General features: G+C 60.3%; 23 protein-coding genes, 1 tRNA gene and 1 pseudogene. 11 read left to right on the top strand and 14 right to left on the bottom strand.

Annotated features, from left to right (window positions below; genetic code table 11):
• Window positions 1-75 precede the first annotated feature (75 nt).
• Window positions 76-657 carry a DUF1134 domain-containing protein gene (locus NKH17_RS13500; RefSeq protein ID WP_023679557.1) on the bottom strand — a complete coding sequence of 194 codons (582 nt, stop codon included), beginning with the start codon at window positions 655-657 and terminating at the stop codon, window positions 76-78.
• A gap of 339 nt (window positions 658-996) precedes the next feature.
• On the opposite strand from NKH17_RS13500, the gene chpT reads away from it, so the two are divergent.
• Both chpT and NKH17_RS13490 read left to right on the top strand, forming a co-directional pair.
• Window positions 997-1,626 carry a histidine phosphotransferase ChpT gene (gene chpT / locus NKH17_RS13495; RefSeq protein ID WP_254819119.1) on the top strand — a complete coding sequence of 210 codons (630 nt, stop codon included), beginning with the start codon at window positions 997-999 and terminating at the stop codon, window positions 1,624-1,626.
• Window positions 1,627-1,864: 238 nt separating this feature from the next.
• Entirely contained in the window at window positions 1,865-2,233 is a 369-nt protein-coding gene (locus tag NKH17_RS13490) for a response regulator (protein ID WP_254819118.1), read from the top strand.
• Between the two features lie 106 nt (window positions 2,234-2,339).
• Here the strand turns inward: NKH17_RS13490 and ctrA are convergent, their stop codons facing one another.
• Window positions 2,340-3,035 (bottom strand): response regulator transcription factor CtrA, encoded by a 696-nt coding sequence (ctrA, locus tag NKH17_RS13485; RefSeq protein ID WP_006203583.1) that lies wholly within the window; start codon window positions 3,033-3,035, stop codon window positions 2,340-2,342.
• Between the two features lie 451 nt (window positions 3,036-3,486).
• On the opposite strand from ctrA, the gene NKH17_RS13480 reads away from it, so the two are divergent.
• Window positions 3,487-3,864, top strand: a complete 378-nt coding sequence (locus NKH17_RS13480; protein ID WP_254819117.1) for a flagellar export protein FliJ — start codon at window positions 3,487-3,489, stop codon at window positions 3,862-3,864.
• 62 nt (window positions 3,865-3,926) lie between these two features.
• Here NKH17_RS13480 and NKH17_RS13475 read toward each other — a convergent pair whose 3' ends face one another.
• On the bottom strand, window positions 3,927-4,322 hold the full coding sequence (locus NKH17_RS13475; RefSeq protein WP_254819116.1) for a winged helix-turn-helix transcriptional regulator: 396 nt from the start codon (window positions 4,320-4,322) through the stop codon (window positions 3,927-3,929).
• 93 nt (window positions 4,323-4,415) lie between these two features.
• Between NKH17_RS13475 and NKH17_RS13470 the strand changes: the two genes are divergently transcribed.
• Window positions 4,416-5,342, top strand: a complete 927-nt coding sequence (locus tag NKH17_RS13470) for an NADP-dependent oxidoreductase (protein WP_352651087.1) — start codon at window positions 4,416-4,418, stop codon at window positions 5,340-5,342.
• 57 nt (window positions 5,343-5,399) lie between these two features.
• On the opposite strand, the gene sciP is transcribed toward NKH17_RS13470, so the two are convergent.
• A complete protein-coding gene (gene sciP, locus NKH17_RS13465; protein WP_023679563.1) occupies window positions 5,400-5,675 on the bottom strand; it encodes a CtrA inhibitor SciP in 276 nt (91 codons plus the stop codon).
• A 261-nt stretch (window positions 5,676-5,936) separates the two neighbouring features.
• Here sciP and mnmA point away from each other — a divergent pair, with 261 nt between their 5' ends.
• Window positions 5,937-7,127 (top strand): tRNA 2-thiouridine(34) synthase MnmA, encoded by a 1,191-nt coding sequence (mnmA, locus tag NKH17_RS13460; protein WP_352902405.1) that lies wholly within the window; start codon window positions 5,937-5,939, stop codon window positions 7,125-7,127.
• 14 nt (window positions 7,128-7,141) lie between these two features.
• On the opposite strand, the gene NKH17_RS13455 is transcribed toward mnmA, so the two are convergent.
• Complete coding sequence (locus NKH17_RS13455; RefSeq protein WP_254819113.1) at window positions 7,142-8,101, bottom strand: Gfo/Idh/MocA family protein; 960 nt, start codon at window positions 8,099-8,101, stop codon at window positions 7,142-7,144.
• A 236-nt stretch (window positions 8,102-8,337) separates the two neighbouring features.
• Between NKH17_RS13455 and NKH17_RS13450 the strand changes: the two genes are divergently transcribed.
• The 3 genes and pseudogenes from NKH17_RS13450 (at window position 8,338) to NKH17_RS13440 (ending at window position 9,119) form a co-directional block, all read left to right on the top strand.
• A tRNA-Met gene (locus NKH17_RS13450) sits at window positions 8,338-8,414 on the top strand.
• Window positions 8,415-8,503: 89 nt separating this feature from the next.
• Window positions 8,504-8,752: pseudogene (locus NKH17_RS13445) on the top strand (alpha/beta fold hydrolase); the annotation flags it as partial.
• The gene (locus NKH17_RS13440) at window positions 8,694-9,119 is read left to right on the top strand and encodes an alpha/beta fold hydrolase (RefSeq protein WP_352478078.1); all 426 of its coding nucleotides are present in this window, start codon (window positions 8,694-8,696) and stop codon (window positions 9,117-9,119) included. The pseudogene NKH17_RS13445 and the gene NKH17_RS13440, both read left to right, overlap by 59 nt.
• A gap of 679 nt (window positions 9,120-9,798) precedes the next feature.
• Here NKH17_RS13440 and NKH17_RS13435 read toward each other — a convergent pair.
• Entirely contained in the window at window positions 9,799-10,515 is a 717-nt protein-coding gene (locus tag NKH17_RS13435) for a pentapeptide repeat-containing protein (RefSeq protein ID WP_352971126.1), read from the bottom strand.
• Window positions 10,516-12,716: 2,201 nt separating this feature from the next.
• Window positions 12,717-12,878 carry a hypothetical protein gene (locus NKH17_RS13430; protein ID WP_167522729.1) on the bottom strand — a complete coding sequence of 54 codons (162 nt, stop codon included), beginning with the start codon at window positions 12,876-12,878 and terminating at the stop codon, window positions 12,717-12,719.
• A 224-nt stretch (window positions 12,879-13,102) separates the two neighbouring features.
• Between NKH17_RS13430 and NKH17_RS13425 the strand changes: the two genes are divergently transcribed.
• Window positions 13,103-13,774 (top strand): Crp/Fnr family transcriptional regulator, encoded by a 672-nt coding sequence (locus NKH17_RS13425; RefSeq protein ID WP_352478425.1) that lies wholly within the window; start codon window positions 13,103-13,105, stop codon window positions 13,772-13,774.
• Window positions 13,775-13,810: 36 nt separating this feature from the next.
• Here NKH17_RS13425 and NKH17_RS13420 read toward each other — a convergent pair whose 3' ends face one another.
• Entirely contained in the window at window positions 13,811-14,038 is a 228-nt protein-coding gene (locus tag NKH17_RS13420) for a hypothetical protein (protein ID WP_352506240.1), read from the bottom strand.
• Window positions 14,039-14,119: 81 nt separating this feature from the next.
• On the opposite strand from NKH17_RS13420, the gene NKH17_RS13415 reads away from it, so the two are divergent.
• Entirely contained in the window at window positions 14,120-14,392 is a 273-nt protein-coding gene (locus NKH17_RS13415) for a hypothetical protein (RefSeq protein WP_352478423.1), read from the top strand.
• Between the two features lies 1 nt (window position 14,393).
• On the opposite strand, the gene NKH17_RS13410 is transcribed toward NKH17_RS13415, so the two are convergent.
• The 4 genes from NKH17_RS13410 to NKH17_RS13395 form a co-directional block, all read right to left on the bottom strand.
• Window positions 14,394-14,663 carry a hypothetical protein gene (locus tag NKH17_RS13410; protein ID WP_352903155.1) on the bottom strand — a complete coding sequence of 90 codons (270 nt, stop codon included), beginning with the start codon at window positions 14,661-14,663 and terminating at the stop codon, window positions 14,394-14,396.
• 246 nt (window positions 14,664-14,909) lie between these two features.
• On the bottom strand, window positions 14,910-15,089 hold the full coding sequence (locus NKH17_RS13405) for a YodC family protein (RefSeq protein WP_352478420.1): 180 nt from the start codon (window positions 15,087-15,089) through the stop codon (window positions 14,910-14,912).
• 80 nt (window positions 15,090-15,169) lie between these two features.
• A complete protein-coding gene (locus NKH17_RS13400) occupies window positions 15,170-15,406 on the bottom strand; it encodes a DUF982 domain-containing protein (protein WP_352478418.1) in 237 nt (78 codons plus the stop codon).
• Between the two features lie 98 nt (window positions 15,407-15,504).
• Complete coding sequence (locus NKH17_RS13395; RefSeq protein WP_352478416.1) at window positions 15,505-15,765, bottom strand: hypothetical protein; 261 nt, start codon at window positions 15,763-15,765, stop codon at window positions 15,505-15,507.
• A 50-nt stretch (window positions 15,766-15,815) separates the two neighbouring features.
• On the opposite strand from NKH17_RS13395, the gene NKH17_RS13390 reads away from it, so the two are divergent.
• Window positions 15,816-16,199, top strand: a complete 384-nt coding sequence (locus tag NKH17_RS13390; protein WP_352478415.1) for a DUF6894 family protein — start codon at window positions 15,816-15,818, stop codon at window positions 16,197-16,199.
• Between the two features lie 211 nt (window positions 16,200-16,410).
• On the opposite strand, the gene NKH17_RS13385 is transcribed toward NKH17_RS13390, so the two are convergent.
• Both NKH17_RS13385 and NKH17_RS13380 read right to left on the bottom strand, forming a co-directional pair.
• Window positions 16,411-16,656: a DUF982 domain-containing protein gene (locus NKH17_RS13385; protein WP_352478413.1), complete on the bottom strand. Its 246-nt coding sequence runs from the start codon at window positions 16,654-16,656 to the stop codon at window positions 16,411-16,413.
• Between the two features lie 89 nt (window positions 16,657-16,745).
• Window positions 16,746-16,838 carry a hypothetical protein gene (locus tag NKH17_RS13380; protein ID WP_352971272.1) on the bottom strand — a complete coding sequence of 31 codons (93 nt, stop codon included), beginning with the start codon at window positions 16,836-16,838 and terminating at the stop codon, window positions 16,746-16,748.
• Window positions 16,839-16,844: the final 6 nt, after the last annotated feature.

The following is a 16,844-nucleotide window of genomic DNA, read 5'->3' as shown; positions in this document are numbered from 1 at the left end:
CACGGCAAGAGTATGCCGCGGCAAAGCTCGGGCCGCGGGATCACAGGCCCAATCGCCGTTGCTCCGTCATGCCGGTCAGAACGGATTCCAGGTCGCGCGCTGGGTGAGCTTGAGGTAGCCGAGATTGACGCCGAGACGGGCGCCGACGCCGGTACGGATCGGCACGAGCAGCACATTGTTGTTCTTCAGCACGTTGAAACCGACGCCGGCGACGACATAGGCAGAGCCGGCGACGCCGCCAAAACGGTTATAGAGGCTGCTCACATCGTCCAGATTGTAGACCAGCATCATGACGCGCGAGCCCTCGCCGCCGAAATCCCAGCCGAGCGACGGGCCTTGCCAGAACACTTTGTGATCGCCGGCATTCTTGGTGTAGAGCGTGCCTTCGCCATAGGTCAGGCCACCGATCAGCGCCCCGGACCCCTCCTCGCCGAGCAGATAGCCGTTCGGCAGGCCATAGGTGGCGAAAATCTTCTCGACGACGGTGGCGAGCCCGCCCGATGTCGCACCGAAGAATTTATGACCGGAATCGACGATCTCCTGGGCCGTGTATTCCTGCGCCCGCGCCGCCGATGCCGAAAAGGCGACAAGGCCGATGAGCGCGATCGTCATTGAGATGACACGGAAAAAAGTCCGGTCGTAGAATCGGGAAACCATGCTTCCAATCTCCGTCAGGGAGCACTTTCGCCGACGCCTCGCATCCGTACGGCTCTTTGGCGGCCGTTAAGGATGACTGTTAGGGGCAAACTATGCCGTAATCCTTTTTCAACCATTAAACTCTCACATGAAGATGGCGGTTCGAAGGCTGTTTTGCATCGACCGCGCAGCACCCTGCTGCGTGAACACACCATTTTCGACAATCAAAATTTTGGATTTGTTGCTGCACGCATAAGCGCTGTGTATTCAGAATGCTTGGGAGAGAGCGTGATTCGTGTTGACAGGCGTGATCATGACCGCCCGGTCATTGTGTTGTGAAATTTGCAGGGATTTTTGCCGATGGCCGAGCTTTTCACCCTTTCCGCACCCGACCTGGCGGCGCTTTTGTGCAGCCGGGTCTGCCACGACATCATTTCGCCGGTCGGCGCCATAAACAACGGGCTTGAGCTGCTCGACGAGGGCGGCGCCGACGAAGACGCCATGAAACTGATCCGCCAAAGCGCCAAAAACGCTTCCGCCCGCCTGCAATTCGCCCGCATCGCCTTCGGCGCCGCCGGTTCCGCCGGCATGCTGATCGACACCGGGGATGCCGAGGCCGTGGCCATCGCCTTCCTGAAGAACGAGAAACCGGAACTGGTCTGGAACGGGACCCGTGCGCTGTTGCCCAAGAACAAGGTCAAGCTGCTGCTCAATCTCATCCTCGTCGCCAACGCCGCCATTCCGCGCGGCGGCAGGCTGGCGGTCACGCTGGAGAACCTGGAGACCGAGCCGCGCTTTGCGCTCGCGGCGAGCGGCCCGATGCTGCGCGTGCCGCCCAAATTCCTGGAATTGCATTCCGGCAACAGGCCGGACGAGCCGATCGACGCGCATTCGGTGCAGCCCTATTACACGCTGCTCCTGGCCCGCGAAGCCAACATGACGATTTCGATCCACGCGACCGCCGACGAGATCGTCCTTTCCGCAGCCTGAAGTTCTCCGAAAGAGCGGGGAAAGTATTCTCTCCAAGTCCTATTTACGGCGTGGTCTTAACATCTGTGAGACGCGCTTGCAGATTGATTGCGTGAAGCATTGGGAAAGAAGATTTCACTAAAACACCTTCAGGAAAATTTTACCTAACGGCTTTTCGGCTTCTTTACCAGATCGGCCCTATGTTCCCAGGCAGATGCCACGACGCTGCCGGTTCGCCAAACGGCAAGAGGGTCCGGGAATGAAACGCTGCATGTTCGTCGATAATTCGAGCGTCATCAGGAAGGTCGCAAGGCGTATCCTGGGCGGTTCCGGCATGATGGTGATCGAGGCCGCCAGCGGCCACGAGGCGATCGAGATGTGCGCGGCCGACATGCCTGATATCATCGTCGTCGACGGCGCCTTACCGGACATGCAGGCGCAGGACCTCATCCGCCGCGTGCGCGCCATCGAAAGCCCGGTATTGCCGCAGGTTTTGATTTCGCTGGTCGAGGTCGATGTCGGGGCGATCATGCGGGCAAAACGGGCCGGCGCCCAGGGCTACCTGCTGAAGCCGTTCAACCGGCCGCAACTGCTCGAGTGCTTCCGCGCCTTGAAGGTTGCCGCCTGATCAGAGCTGTTCCATTCCGACCAAAATCGGATCGGCTCTCTCTTTGTTGTTTTGCCAGGTTCTTTTCCGAAAAACCCGGCGCCCACCTTGGGATCACGCCCCTGGTTCAGGCGCTGACGCGGATATCTTCGGGCTCACGCAGCACATAGCCGCGGCCCCAGACGGTCTCGATGTAATTCTGCCCGCCAGACGCGGCGTCAAGCTTCTTGCGCAGCTTGCAGATGAAGACGTCGATGATCTTCAGCTCCGGCTCATCCATGCCGCCATAGAGATGATTGAGGAACATTTCCTTGGTCAGCGTGGTGCCCTTGCGCAGCGAGAGCAGCTCCAGCATCTGATATTCCTTGCCGGTCAGATGCACGCGCTGGCCACCGACCTCAACGGTCTTGGCATCGAGATTGACCACCAGGTCGCCCGTCGTGATGACCGACTGGGCGTGGCCCTTGGAACGCCGCACGATGGCATGGATGCGGGCGACCAGTTCGTCCTTGTGGAAGGGCTTGGTCATGTAATCGTCGGCGCCGAAGCCGAGGCCGCGCACCTTGTCCTCGATGCCGGCCATGCCGGAGAGGATGAGGATCGGCGTCTTCACCTTGGAAAGGCGAAGCGTTCTCAAAACTTCATAGCCCGACATGTCGGGGAGATTGAGATCGAGGAGAATGATGTCGTAATCATAAAGCTTGCCTAGATCGACGCCCTCTTCGCCAAGGTCGGTCGTATAGACATTGAAACTTTCTGATTTCAGCATCAGCTCGATGCTTTGTGCGGTTGCACTGTCATCTTCTATCAGCAGAACGCGCATTTCATTCCCCTTTTCTGCTGCCGGACCATTTCACGACCCGTCCAGGACCGGAGCAGTGATTGCCCTGAGCAGAGGCTGCCATCGAATGGTTAATAAAACCTAATTCCCCGTCCGTGACGGTATCAGATTTTTTAACCCCTTTCTACACCTTGTTGAATCCAATAACGAATCACAGACCCAAACCGTTAATGCGGCACATTAATAAGCCAGACTAAGTGACTCTTCGGACTCGCTGGCCGGGTTTCGCGACGAGAAGCAGAATTTTTACCCGCCCTTAAGTCCTGAGCCGTATGATTAACAATGCCCGTAAACGAATGGTTACCGCCGGCAAAAAACTTTAGGAGTTTGTTTCCCATAGTTCCGGGAAAGCCGGTGGAAACGGGTCAGGCCTGGGCCGTGCCGGGTGAATTGGACGATATGTGCAGGTGTGCGTTTCCGGGAGTACCGAATCATGAAGTCACGTGAAAACCTCGTTCGGCTGAAGCAATTTCAGGTGAGCGAGAAGCGGCGGCAGCTGCTGCAGCTCGACATGATGATCGCCGAATTCGAGCGCATGGCCGTCGAGCTGGAACTTCAGATCGCTGCCGAAGAGAAGAAGGCCGGCATCACCGACATCAATCACTTTGCTTATCCAACCTTCGCCAAGGCGGCACGTCTACGCCGCGACAACCTTAGAAATTCGCAAAGCGACCTCGCCCAGCAGCGAAATGTCGCCGAATCATTGCTGGGCGAAGCCGAAGCGGAGCTTTCCAAGGCCGAGATGCTGGAATCGCGCGACACCAAGGCGCGCGACACGGAAGCCGGCGGCCGCAGCGCCATGATCGGCTGAAAACAAGACTTTAACGCGCGTCGCGCTTGCGCGCTATTGCTGCGCACCGAACTGTGCCCGCCTCAGGCACCCAGATCTTCTTGCTGTTCCGCCGCCCGTGCGCGCGCATTTTTGATGTCGGGCACATGCTGCTCCGACCAGGCTCTGATCTGATTGAGCAGTCCTGCCAGGTTCTCGCCAAGTTCGGTCAGCTCATATTCGACACGCGGCGGAACGACCGGGAAAACCTCACGCCGCACAAGCCCGTCGCGTTCCAGGATACGCAGCGTCTGCGTCAGCATTTTCGGCGTGATGCCTTCGAGCTTGCGCGCCAATTCGCCGTTGCGGAGCCGGCCCCGGCGCAGCGCACAAATCACCAGGTAGACCCATTTGCTGGCGAGCGTCTCGAGCACGGCGTGTGACGGGCACGACCGCCGAAAGGCGTCATAGCCGAAAGGGGAAACATCTTCACTATCCATGAGGTGCGTATATATCAAAAAGGTACATACTAGACAAGAGAATGTAACTATCCAAATGATAGTGGCACATCAAAACCAGCAGGAGAGCCTTCCATGCGTGCCATTATTCAGAATTCCTTCGGCGGACCCGACGTCCTCGTCATTGCGGATCGCCCCGCGCCATCACCCGAGGCCGGCGAAGTGCTCGTCCGCATCGAGGCGGCCGGCATCAATCCGGTCGATGGTGCGGTGCGCGGCGGCCACTATCCGCTGCTTGGCGAGCCGCCTTTTGTCCTTGGCTGGGACGTTTCGGGAGTTGTCGAGGCGCTGGGCTCCGGCGTCTCCGGCCTCAAGGTCGGCGATGCCGTGTTCGGCATGACGCGCTTTCCCAAACAGGCGGCAGCCTACGCCGAACTCGCCGCTGTCCCGGCTGATGAGCTTGCGCCGAAACCCGAAGGCATGGATCACGCGCAAGCCGCCGCACTGCCGCTGGCCGGCCTGACGGCCTGGCAAGGCCTTGTCCGCCATGGCCGGCTCGATTCCGGCAAGCGCGTGCTGATCCACGCCGGAGCCGGCGACGTCGGCCATCTGGCGGTGCAGATCGCCAAGGCGCGCGGCGCTTACGTCGTCGCGACCGCCAGCCCGGAAAAGCTCGATTTCGTCGGCTCGCTCGGGGCCGACGAGGTGATCGACTACACAAGGGATGATTTCACCGGGAAGGCCCGCGACATCGATCTGGTTCTGGACCCGTTCGGCGGCGTGCATGCGGAGCAATCGCTGAAAGTGCTCACCGCTGGCGGCGTTCTGGTGTCGCTGCTCGATGTCAGCGATGCCACCAAGGCAAAGGCCAGGACGCGAGGCATCCGCGTCGAGCGCATGTCCGTAGTGCCCGACCGTGCCGCCCTGGTGGAGCTCGGCAAATTGATCGACGCGAAAAAGCTGGCCGTCCACGTGGCAAAGGCGTTTCCGCTCGAACAGGCCGGTGCCGCCCATGCCCTTCTCGCCACCAGGCCGATCGGCAAGGTGGTGCTGACGGTCTGAAATTGCAGATCGTCGCCCCTCGCAAACGTAAGGGCGCTGGTCAGCGCCCTTATCGGCCTAATGCCGGTATTGCTGAATGCGCGTGGTGCGCAGGCCGGCAAGGCCGTATTCGTCGATCGACGCCTGCCAGGACAGGAATTCCTCGGTGGTGAGCTTGTAGCGCTGGCATGCCTCTTCGAGGCTCAAAAGCCCGCCACGCACCGCCGCCACCACTTCCGCCTTGCGCCGGATAACCCAGCGACGTGTGTTTGTCGGCGGCAGATCGGCAATGGTAAGTGGGCTGCCGTCTGGCCCGATAACATATTTGACTCGCGGTCTAATTAGATCGGTCATCGTACTCTCTACAAAAAACTCAAAGACCCAATCGCCACCACATTACCGCCACAGCTTTAAAATTTGCCTAAGCAGACCCTAATGGTTAGGTAAGGATCATGAACGCGGCGTTAGCCTTTTCATCGGCATTTGAAACATCTGCCGGCATGCGCGTTGAACCCGGCATGAAAAATGAGCCGGCCCGGCAAAGCTGGCGCAGCCGGGACGCTTGACCTATATTCCGGCCATTGGCATTGAAGCGCCGCGCAGAACGAAAGAACCATGAACAGCCTCGATCTTCCCGGACGCCCCGAAAACACCCGCGTCGTCGTCGCCATGTCGGGCGGTGTCGATTCGTCGGTCGTTGCCGGCCTCCTGAAGCGCGAGGGCTACGACGTCGTCGGCGTCACGCTGCAGCTTTATGACCACGGCGCGGCAACGCACCGGGCCGGCTCATGCTGCGCCGGCCAGGACATCGACGATGCCCGCCGCGTCTCCGAGACGCTCGCCATCCCGCATTACGTGCTCGATTACGAGGAGCGCTTCCGCAAGGCGGTGATCGATCCGTTCGCCGAAAGCTATGTCGCCGGCGAAACGCCGATCCCTTGCGTTTCCTGCAATCAGACGGTGAAATTCGCCGATCTTCTCGCGACCGCCAAGGAACTCGGCGCCGATGCGCTGGCCACCGGCCACTACATCCGCTCCGGCGCCAATGGCGCCCATCGCGCGCTTTACCGGCCGGTCGACGCCGACCGCGACCAGAGCTATTTCCTGTTCGCCACCACCCAGCCGCAGATCGACTATCTGCGTTTTCCGCTCGGCGGCCTGTCGAAGCCTGAGGTTCGCGCCATCGCCGAGGAGATGGGCCTGACGGTTGCGGCCAAGCAGGACAGCCAGGACATCTGCTTCGTGCCGCAGGGCAAGTATTCCGACATCATCGCCAAGCTGAAGCCGGCTGCCGCCAATCCGGGCGACATCGTCCATATAGACGGGCGCGTGCTTGGCCGTCACGAGGGCATTTTGCGCTACACCGTCGGTCAGCGCCGCGGCATCGGCATCGCCTCCGGCGAGCCGCTCTACGTCGTCCATCTCGACGCCGACCGGGCTCGTGTCGTCGTCGGCCCGCGCGAGGCGCTGGAAACCCACAAGATCTTCTTGCGCAACATGAACTGGCTCGGCGATGGCCCGCTGACCGATATCCCGGCGGCCGGGCTTGAGCTTTTCGCCAAGGTGCGCTCGACGCGGCCGCCGCGCCCGGCGGTGCTGCATCACCGCGCCGGCGTCGCTTCGGTGGAGCTGGTTGACGGCGAGTCGGGCATCGCCCCCGGTCAGGCCTGCGTGCTCTATTCCGACCACGGCAACGAGGCGCGCGTGTTCGGCGGCGGCTTCATCGAGCGCTCCGAGCGCGGCGCCGAAGCCGAAGCGATGCTGACGCGGCTTGCCGTCCAGCCGGCGCGGGTTCCCGCCGAATAGACGGCGTTTTCTCTTTAGGGTCTGGTGTGGGCAACGGTGCCGGCGGTCAGGATGCGCAGCACGCGGATGGCTTCCTCACCGCTGGTGCGCGGTTCGGCCCGCGTCTCGATGCAGTGGATGAAATGCTCCAGCTCGCGCGTCAGCGGCATGCCCTCGCCGACCGCCACATAGGACGGCTCGTTGGCGGTGAACGCCCATTGGCCGCTGTCCTGCCACACCGCATGGCGGTAGACGGCAAGCTTGCGCTCCCACGGCTCGACATCGTCGAACACCGCCATCGCCTTGGTGCCGACCACGGTCAGCCGCCGCTCGCGGTAAGGGTTGAGCCGCGAGGCGAACAGATGGCCGCGCAAGCCGCTGGGAAAGCGCATGTGCAGATGCGCAAAGTCGCTGAGATTGTCGAGAAGGGCAGCGCCTTCGCCGCGCACTTCGACCGGTTCGGTGCCGGTGATGGCCAGGATCATCGACAGATCGTGCGGCGCCAGATCCCACAACGCGTCGTTTTCGGTGTGGAACTTGCCGAGCCCGAGCCGATGCGAGTGGATGTAGCGGACTTCGCCGAGTTCGCCATTGTCGATCAGCGCCTTCAGCGTCTCGAAGGCGGGATGAAAGCGCAGCACGTGGCCGACCATGAAGACACGGCCATTATCGGCGGCCGCCTGCACCGAGCGCTCGGCATCGGCCACCGTCAGCGCGATCGGCTTCTCCACCAGCACGTCCTTGCCGCCGAGCACGGCGCGCACCGCCATGTCGGCATGGAACTGCGGCGGCAGCGCCATGACAATGGCGTCGACATCGTCGCGGGCAAACAGCGCCTCCGGCTCGATCGCCAGGCAATCCTGCTCGCTGGCAAAACCCTCCGCACGCGCGGGGTTGACGTCCGAAACCGCGTGCAGCGCGCCGAGCGCCTTTAGGGTGCGGATGTGGTTGCTGCCCCAGTATCCGCAACCGAGGACTGCAATGCGCGGTTTCATCAATTCATGACCATGGCTTTCGTGGCCGAGACATAGCGACGTGCCTCGCTGAACTCAACCCCGGCCTGTGCGCCCAAATGTCTGCCCGGCAAAGCTTTAGGCACCAGCAATATGCCGGCGCGGCAGCCACTTCGATGCTTGACAGGCTTGGCCTCGCAACCTTATATCCGCGCGACCTTGGCGAACGCGCCGATATGCCTGCCGATTTAAGCTGGATTTCGGGCCTTCGCCGCCCTGGCGGGGTAGCTCAGTTGGTTAGAGCACGGGAATCATAATCCTGGGGTCGGGGGTTCAAGTCCCTCTCCCGCTACCAAAAATCGAATAAGTTACTGAAATAACTAGTGAATCATGCATATGTGGTAGCGCCCCCAGACGGCTCCAGCTGGAGCAAGGTCATTTCCATTGCTGCAGAGCGCCGGACTTCGCGTCGTTGCCGTCCAGAACCCACTGACCTCGCTTGCAGACGACGTCGCTGCCACTGAACGGGCCATCGAGGCCGCGCCGGGAGATGTGATCCTCGTTGGCCACTCCTGGGGCGGAATGGTGATCACCGAGGGCGGAACGGCGGACAAGGTCAAAGCCTTGGTCTACGTTGCCGCCTTCGCCCTGCCGAAGGGCCAGTCAGTCACCAGCGCTACGGCGGGAAGTCCGCCGGCGCCTTGGACGTCGACCCCTGCAGAAGGACAGCGGCGACTTCCTGACCGTACCCCAGGAGGGGCTGGGCAAGTATTTCGCTCAGGACGCGACGCCCGAGGAGGTTGCGGTTCTCGCGGCGACGCAGCAGCCATCGGCGGCCCGTCTCTTCGACGAACGGCTGACCCGGGCGGCGTCCGAGACCAAGCCCAGTTGGTTCGTGGTTGCGAAGGCTGACGGTGCGATCCCGCCGGCGTTCGAAGAGTCGATGGCCAAGGCCATCAAAGCGCATATCACCGAGCTCGAGGGCAATCACTTGATCATGTTGACCAAACCTCGTTCGGTCGCAGACGTGATCATCGACGCTGCAAAATCGGTGCGGTAGCTGTGACGGCGATGCCTCGATAGCGGTGGCAGCGCGCCTAGTGTGCGCTGTCGCTTAGGAGTGTGCGAGTGGCGCCCTCTCGTGACCATCCAGCGACGCTTGCCGCGGGTCAAACTTAGCTATCCACATGCCATTGTGCGCCAAGGCCCGACACGGTGACTTACGGGCCCTTGCTTGCCCCTGCCGAGCACGAACGGCCTCACGTGCAGGTGATATTCCTCGATCAGGCCGGACTGGAGGGCATGGTATCGAAGCCTATCGGCAGCGCCTGGCTGAACTGGATACGGATGTCCAGCGGGATGACGGCCTCCGCTGCAACTGGTGTCGAGCACATTGATCGATGACGATACGGTTCATTTGATCTATGTGTGCCGCGAGACTGAACGATAAGGCGCTTCGGCGCCAACAGGCGAACCAACACGTACGTCCGCAATGGGCCTGATCCCGGACCTTCGCACCGAGGTCTCACATGTCCGCTCGCGTGCTGGGTACCCTAGCAGCGGACGGTCTGCTCGGCCCCATTTCTGCCGCCTCGGACCGCGTGGGTAGTGGAGAAATACGCCCGATTCCATTCATCCGCCCCCGGCTGTCGCAAAAGTTATATAGCGCAAACGATGACATAGGGGTTCTCAGTTTCATCCTGTCGGGCGCAGCATTGCCGCGGTTCGCTTGCCGACAACTATTCCTGCTGGAATTGACAGGGCCAATCTTCAGGCCTCGTCAGGCCAGAAGGCAACTCGGTCCGGGCGTCTCCGCAAGCCATGTTGAGCTGCCACTGGGACAGACCCACCGAATTGGAAAGGTCGACGCCCTCGATACGGGTCAGAAAGAAAAAGGCGCGGTCAAAGTCTATCGGCGCGGTGAACCTCGCTCCTCGGAAGTCCGCCCGTGCGAGATTGGCAAACGAGAAGCGGCTGCCGCTGATATCGGCGTCATGGAACTGCGCACGCCCCAGTTCTGCCTTTGTGAAATCAACATTGGTCAGATTGGCGTCCTGGAAATTCGAACGCTGCATTTCCGCGCTCGCAAACACAGCGCCCTGCGCGTCCATACGGCTGAAGTCGGTCCTGTAGCCCTCGATTCTGTCGAACCGGGCGCCTTTGGCGGTCGAGTCGGCCAAGGAAGCACGCACAAGAGTTGCCTTCTCAAGATTTGCCGCACGGAGATTGGTGTTCCTGAGGTCGGTCGAAGTGAAATCAACACCGAACAGGTTCGCCCCGCTCAGGTCCTGTCCATCGAGGATGAGAAGCTTCTTGTCACACTCTTGCCAATTGACGCCAGGCGTCGCGGCTGCGTCGCAATTTTGAGCGGCAGCGGCGTTCTGCCAAGCAAACACAGTGCAAACCGCTAGAACCAAGCCGGATGTGCCGTAAGCTCTGGTTCGCCTCAAAGTCATTGTTGCTGGACCTCTGCTACTCGCCGACACTCACCCTTACCACATCTGCTGACACTCGAGCCACGGTGACCACCGCCGTCACAGTTGGCGCATTTCTGATATTCAAGCTTTGATGTTAATCAACCGATCAACCCGCGCGTAGGGCGCGATTTGCGAGCGCCTCCCCATATCATCCGCGGTCCAGCAGAGATTCATTTGTCACCGGCCAGGCGCATCATTCCGCAGGTATGCTTGACTAAGCCGAGGAGAGCGGTCGTTCAGGATGGCGCAGTCGCGTGCCAAGATTGGCCTCCGCTCTGGACGTTTGTCTTGCTAATGAGGAGCCTGCTCGGGTGCTGATCGCCACCGCCGGCGTCCGCTGCCGACAAGCATGAATCCGCTTGGTTCCGCACCGATCGGTACTTGCCGACGGCGACGTTGACCCGGCACGGGGTGCTCGTCGCGTATCCTGATTCCGCTGTCGGATAAACCCCACGACTTCGCTTAGCGAGGCCGAAGTTGATCTCTGCCATCTACCAGGTCGAACCATCAACCCCGCATATTTGTGTCGTAAGCTGATGTGCCGCGAATAAGCCGTTTTCGGTGAGGGAGGATTCGAACTCCGCGCTTGGAAGAGCGTCCTTCTCGTCTTCACCGTGCATGCCGGTTACGTGGGCGGCCGAGTGCCTTCCGCGCTTCGCCAAACCTGCCGTGGAAAAGGCCTTGCCGTTTTTTTCCGGCGGGGCTTTGGTCAGATCGCGACTATTAGTGATTTATGCTGAAACTGGTTGCGGAGTCCGGAGTCGGACTTATTTGCGCTGATTAAGAGGCCCCGTCAGCAAACGAACTCGGTCACAGCACTGTATTGGCGGTATCCCTCTACCGACTCGAACCGCGACCGTTTCTTAGGTCGCGCCTACCGTTTTGCACGCCCTCCCCTGCCCGGCCGTGGCGGAAGGTTGAACCAGTTGGGCGACTGCTAGGTTCCAGACTGGAGGTAAGGTCGGCTCGCTGAAAGCACGGCAGGTGGCACGCGGCACATGCGCGACAACGGCGGTGGAGGGTTTGAGAGGGCCGGAGCCCCGACAGCTTTCGGGAGTTCGAACGATATAGTCGAACGGCCGAAATCGGGGCGCAAAGCTGCCATTCGGCACAAATATAACAAATAGCATCGGCGATCGGCTGAAGCCGCTCCTTCTCAGTCTGCTGGCGAACCGCGTGACCGGGGCAGATTTCCGGGCGAAGGGGTTTGCAGGCGAGCGCGTTCGTGATTCACCCTATGCGTGACGCTACCACCGACTGATTCGTTTGAAGGCTGTCGCTCGCGGAACTCCGCGGGTTGGTTACTGCGCTGATCGGCGAAGTGCGCGGTCCAAACATGGTTCGAAGTGGTCGATCGCAGGGCCGCGTCGCACGGTGCAGAAGGCCATGCATCGTTGATTATGCGCAAACTGCTATCGCGCGCCTAATCGGAACTCGCGCATCGAACAGTACATCACATCGTCCGTCCCCAGCGCACCGGCGGCCTCCCCGCTCGCAATCCAAATAGACGTCTTTCAGCTGTTTGATTGGCATGTCAGCGTGAGCGAACGCGAGGTCCTGAGCGTCAGAAGCCGACAATGAAGCCGGACTGATTGCGATCAGCACGGTGCCGAGCGTCACAGGCGCGAGGGACTTAACAACTGACATGATCATTTTGAGATCCTCCCCAGCTCCCGTCGGTCAACATCCAGTCCTTGGGGTCGCAGGTGTAGTGCCGTTCGAAGGTCCCGTCCGCGCGCCGCTGCTTGTCGAAGCCTCGATGTAAGGCTCGATCGCGCGCTCGTGGACCAGCCAAAGGGGATCTCGGCCGAGGCGTAGCCACTGCCGGCGGCCAACCGTTTCGGGATCGAGGCCGAAGCGATCCTGGTGCGCTCGATCGTCGTGCCGGCCGCGCCTGCCTCCGCATGACGGAGGGCGCGGCTTCGCAAATCGCACATGATTTCGTCACGTGAGATGCCGATGTCGCCAAGGACGTCATCGGGTAAACGGCTCAACTGGTCCGTTGCCGACAAGAGAGCTTTTCGCTCGGCGCGGAGGCGTAACCACCTGCGAAATGGACCAATGGCGGCAGCATGAATTATAACCATGATCAGATCCTCCCTTCATTGATCTGAATTGACCGGTACGGAACGGCGCGAACGGCACTCCGGGCGAGAGCGTCAGCCGTCCGCGAGGCAAAATTAGGCGTAGTGGTCGATGGATTGGTTTTGCCGCGGCGTGCCCATACGGCGGGCGGTGGCTGGCCCCGGGCCACGCATGTAATAAAGCTCCGGGCGGTAGCGCGGCGCGACGAATTTGCGAAACCCCGCAGCAAGTTTTGTGACGGGAGCCAAGAATTTCATGACTGTTCCCTTTCCCTTCGCCGGCTTGCACACGAGCCGGCGGGCCTGACGTTGCAACAAGGATATGACAGTCGAACCAGGCTCGGCTGTGGGAATTCCCACACCGGGGAAAACATTCGCGAAATCCGCTCCCAGTTTGCATCCCGGAATGCGGGGCCTGCGGCCATCAAATTTCCTTGGATAGGGAGTAAGGTGAAGTTCACTTGATTGAACAAGAGACCGTTGTGACAGGCTCTCTGGCCTTCATCTCAAGACTTTGCGACGCCGACCTCGCCGCGCTGACCAAACGGTGGCACGAGCGCAGCTATCGACACAACGAGCTAATCATTTCCCACGGCGACACTGGTCGCGATGTCTTCTTCCTGCTGGAAGGACGTGCTCGCGTGACACTGGTTTCAGCGGACGGCAGGGAGATAGCGTATCGCGATGTCGAACCGGGTGACATTTTCGGGGAGCTCGGAGGCATTGACGGGATTGCACGCTCTGCCAGCGTAGTCGCGCTGGAGGCAACCCGCGCTGCACGGCTGTCCGGCACAGCATTCCGGGATATCGTGATGACCCACCCGACTTTTGCCTGGGTGCTGCTTGAGCATCTGTCTGCTCAGCTCCGGCGCATGACCGAGCGGGTATTCGAATACAGCACTCTGGTCGTGCGAAAACGGCTGATCGTCGAGATCCTGCATCGGGCGGAGAAAGCCGCACTCGTGGACGGCGAGGTGTCCATAAGCCCGGCACCGACGCATTCCGAGCTGGCGGCAACGATGAGCACGCACAGGGAAGCGGTCTCGCGCGAAATGAGCGACCTCGCCAAGAGAGGCCTGATCGAAAAGCGCGGCAGCAGGTTATTGCTGCATGACGTCTCGGCACTACGGGCGCTGGTCGACAAGAAGGAATAGCGAAGGCTGTCGCTGCGGCGGGGGGCACCGCACGTTTCATACTCCTCGGCCGCAAGTGAAGCGTTCCCGCATCTCCCGGTTCAAGGTGATAAAGGCGCTCCCGACATAGCGTCCTGTGCCACGCTCGGCCATTAGGGCGAAAGCCGGCTCGGCGTAGATGATCGACTGGATGTAGAACGCTTCGTGAGGGGGATAAATCCCGCCATACTGAACTGCAGTCAGCGTCTCCCGCCGTTTCCGAGTGTCTTCGTCCAAACCTTCCACGGCAATGCTCCCGATCCCGTCTTCTGGCCCCACTTAGTCCTTCCCGAGGACAAGGCGCAATCGTCGGTCGAAGTAACGCTTGTGAAAGACCTCACGGCCGCTCCGGAGCTTATAGGTCGTCCAGAAGTAAATGGCGTTTCTGTTGCTGCCGGCGAGATCAATCCCGGCCATTGCCTCCATGTTCGGCCTCGAAGCGGTTCGGCGGCATTCCTCAAGAAGTGCCTCGAATGGCACCGTCAGAAACTGCTTCAGTTCCGCTTCCGCGAACAGGTCCTCCACGGGATCGAACTTGCCGATGCCGACCCGCTCGCATTCGCCCAGCGGCCTAGCTGGCTTAATGCTGCGAAACGCTAGTTCAAAACCCCTGATTTCCCCCCTCCACCGGTCGCCGGTCCATCACCTGGCATACCCGCGCGGCGTGTTCAGGTTTGACACGGGGACCCAGGCACACGCGACGAAGCGCATCGTCGAGAAAGTGCTTAGGCCCGGCTTGGCCAGTAACGAAGCGCCATTCCTTCTCGTGAGCCCATTCACCGCGCTTGCGCGTGATGCGAGCAATCACCGCCTCTTCGAGATGCTGCGCCCCAATGTCGGCGAGCGTGAGCGATGGCAGAGCGTTGCGCACGCATAGGTCACCGGGCGCAGTTTCTCTGCATGGAAGTCACTGATCATGAGGTCAGCAGTATCGAACTCTAGGCACATGCCCGCGAAATTGCTGCCGTGATAAGCCCACATCGGCAGATGGGTGGGCCGATCTTGCTCATGAGGTTCTGGGCTTTGGTAACGTTCTCCAAGATCAGCGCCATCAAGCAATGCTCCGTTCGTAACAATCAAAGGCAACGTGGGACCCCCTGTCAGGAAGGCGCGGCGACTACTTCGGCACGGCTTTGAGCATTTCACCTTTAATCCTGACGGTCTCAAGCTTGTACGCCCCGCCGTCGTTGTTGAACCATTGACACATAAACCCGCCGGCACTCTGCGCCTCGTTGATCGTCATGTTAGGACCGCCAGACTTTAGCTCCACCACATCGCCAACTTTGAAATCAGACATAAATTCTCTCCCAATGTTTGAGAACGACCAGTAATCAGACGTGGGACGCGGTGGAAAGCGGAATGGAGACCTAGCTAGATTTAGCGTAGCACCCCCTCCTCCTCGGCAGCTTCCTCGAAGGCTTTACGGACATCGTTGGGCGAGACCCGGCCCTCAAAGGCGTCGCTGCAGGCTTGCACCGCCAGATTCCACTTCGGTCCCCTCTCGGTCCACTTCATGAGTTCCTCGGCGGCACCCTCGACATTGTTGCAGCCGTAGGTGATCCCAGGTCGGTCGGTCTTGACGTACACCGGAGGGGAGAACCAATGGGTTGCCATGAGGGGGCCGCTCTGCGCTCATCATCGAAGGCCGTGGGCATACCGCTTCGCGAGCCAGAGGTCCGCTTTCGTTGCCAGACGGGCAGAGCGCCTAAACTTCAAATCGCACGGCCCAGAGCAGATGAAACTACAGCCGCATGTGTTGCCGGCAGTTCGAACAGCATGGGCAGGTGGCGACACTCGGCTTCGTCCACGATCAGCGCCTCAATAGTCGCAATGGAAAGATGGCTTCTGAGGCGCAGCCGGACAACCGCGGCGAGCTTGTGAACGGGCACCGGTACCGCCCCTGCGTACTGGTCTAGAAGATTGTTGATCTCGGCAACTACTTTTGGATCGACGGCGTGGGGCAATGGCAGCATGAGAGCGCTTCCTTTCGGAAGTAACTCTAAGCCGATCGGGGCGATGAGTCTTGGCGCGTACGTTTTTAACCAATGTCGCGGACATCATTGGACGTCAGGTCACGCTCGTTAGCGTTGCGCACATTAGAGCGGCAAGGGCCCGCTGCACAGCCAATCGCAACGCAAGCGTGAACCATTCTCGCGTTACTGTGTTTGTAGGGACGCCGCGCTATTTCTTCGACTTCACCGACACTGGCAAAGTCTTCCTTGACGTTGTGGGTACCGATCTCCCGGACCTCGAAGCTGCAAAGGCGGAGGCGGTAAAGGCCTTGGTCGAGATTACTAAGGATAAGCTGCCGGATGGCCCCTCTCGAGAATTTGTGATGACCGTTCGCGACGAGTCCAACGAAACGTTCTTAGAGGCTATGATCAAGTTTGAGATGCGGGCGCGCTAGTCTAGCTCTGCAAAGATGGTTTCCGATTGGTATCACTTAATAAACAGCTCTCGCTTACAAATAGACAGTTCTCGGTTGAATGAGCGTCGCGCGCGCGCAGACATCGATGACCTTCGGCTCTCCCTTGATGCAACCCGCCGCGTAATTGCGGCATCCCGTAAGCTGCTGGACCGGATGGCGAACCGGGTCGATGAACACGAGTGGAGGGTTCCTACTCTGGTGAGAGATACACCTTGGCTTCCTTGGCGGCAGCCTCAAAGGCCTTTCGTACCACCTGAGGGTCAATCGGATCGCCCTCTAGATCTGACAGGCAAAGGTTCACCGCCTTGTGCCAGCGGGGTCCACTGCGGGTCCACCTCTTGAGTTGCTCAAGGGCTGCCCTCGCATTGTTGCAGCCATGCCTGTCGCCGGTTTCAGTCTTCACGAACACCGAAGGAACGAACCAATGGGTTGCCATTGAGGGATAATTAGAGGGGGTGGGAATGTTTGGTAGAGATGTCTGGGCCGGTGATCGAATTTGGCTCGCGCGAAGAGCGACGCGGCCTGCTAATCAGGAAAAAGCCTACCCTCCTCCTTAGCGGCAGCCAGGAATGCCTTACGGGCCTCCTCAGCTTCCATCTCGTCGAATATCACGGCCATGCAAAC

The organism is Mesorhizobium sp. M1334, assembly GCF_040317995.1.
Lineage (GTDB): Bacteria > Pseudomonadota > Alphaproteobacteria > Rhizobiales > Rhizobiaceae > Mesorhizobium.
This window is presented reverse-complemented; position numbering and strand designations above follow the sequence as displayed.